We start from the raw sequence: 1450 nt of genomic DNA on the forward strand, positions 1-1450 counted from the left end.
CGCTCGCCCAAGCTGTTCCACCTGGCGTATGCCCGTACCAACCGCGCGGGGTGCGCGGTCGCCGTCCGGCTCGTGCGGATGACGGCACTCAAGCCCTGGATCTCTCCGTTCTGGAAGGAGGTCGTGACCGGTGTAGACGCGTTCTGCGTACCGAACGAGGGCCCGACCCTCGAAGCTGGAAAGGAGAACTACATCACGGATCTCGGTGATGGGGTGACCCGTGTCAGCCAGGGCCTCACCACCAAGAGCGACAGTTCGCCGAAGTTCATCGACATCACCAGGACCAAGTACTACATTGCCCTGATTCTGCAGAACGCGATCGCATCGTACCGGATCGCGACCGAGAAGATCCCGTACACGGCCGCCGGCCTCAAGTTCATTGAGGGCGAGCTCAAGGGGGCTATGGAGAGTGTCAAGGCCCTCGGTGCGATCAGCGATTACTCCATCACCATGCCGCTGATCGATGACATCGACCCAACCGATATCCAGAACCGGAAACTCTCTGGAGTCAGACTCTGGGGCAAGCTTGCTGGGGATATGCAGGAATTTGACATGGACCTGATGCTGGAGGCGATCTGATATGCCTGAAGAAGACTGGAATTCAGAAGACTGCTCTCTGAAAATTGGGTCTGTTGAAGTTCAAAAAATCGATGAGTTCGACTCCGATCCCCAGGACCCGTTGACACACATCGAGACCTCGCAAGGCGTAACTGGTTACAACGAGAGTTACCAGAAGCCCAAATGGGGGGTCAAGATCAAGGTAACCAACGCGGCACTGAATCAGCTGGAAGCGTACAAAGCCAACAAGGAACGTGTTGTTGTGGTGTACGATAATCCATCCTTCACCGTAACGATCACCGGTGCCCGCATTTCCACGATCACGCCCGGCGGCGGCATCAAGGAGGCTCCGCAGGTAACCGTTGAAGGCCTCGGTCTCAAACACGATCGCGTCTGGAAGTGAGTCCCATGGATCTTATCGAGATTACAGTTGGTGATGAAACCTGGAAGGTCCGTAAACTCCCGCAATACCAGGTCACGAAACTGATCGGGCCCGGGAACAAGGACCTCGCGGATATCCACATCGACATGGTCCTGGCATCGGTTGTCGAACCGAAGCTGCGGCGGGAGGACGTGATCCGGATCCTCAACGATGACGAGACCTACTTCACCCTCATCACGAAACTTGAGGAGATCAACGCGAAGGGGATTCGCTCCCTGGGAAACTATATGCTGTCTTCGATCCGCTCGTCGCAGAGGTCGGAGACGAGTTAGAACTGTACCTGATCTCACGAGAGTTTCACATCCCCGTCGCGGAGGTGCGGGCCATGCCCCTGGAAGAGCAATTCCGGTACCTCCTCGCTCTGGGTAAAATCGGGGAACTCATGCAGCAGGCAGTAGAGGACCGGATGTCAGGATCCCGCGGCGGGGGTAGCGGCAATCGGGTCCATAT

3 protein-coding genes are annotated in these 1450 nt (G+C 56.9%); all 3 read left to right on the top strand.

Annotation, left to right across the window (positions count from 1 at the left end):
* Positions 1-579: hypothetical protein (locus CW742_RS12900; RefSeq protein WP_292421006.1), on the top strand; the 579-nt coding region annotated here is incomplete at its 5' end.
* A 1-nt stretch (position 580) separates the two neighbouring features.
* Entirely contained in the window at positions 581-961 is a 381-nt protein-coding gene (locus tag CW742_RS12905; RefSeq protein ID WP_292421008.1) for a hypothetical protein, read from the top strand.
* A gap of 5 nt (positions 962-966) precedes the next feature.
* Positions 967-1272: a hypothetical protein gene (locus CW742_RS12910; RefSeq protein ID WP_292421010.1), complete on the top strand. Its 306-nt coding sequence runs from the start codon at positions 967-969 to the stop codon at positions 1270-1272.
* Positions 1273-1450: the final 178 nt, after the last annotated feature.

Origin of the sequence: Methanoregula sp., from assembly GCF_002835825.1 — an archaeon.
Lineage (GTDB): Archaea > Halobacteriota > Methanomicrobia > Methanomicrobiales > Methanospirillaceae > Methanoregula.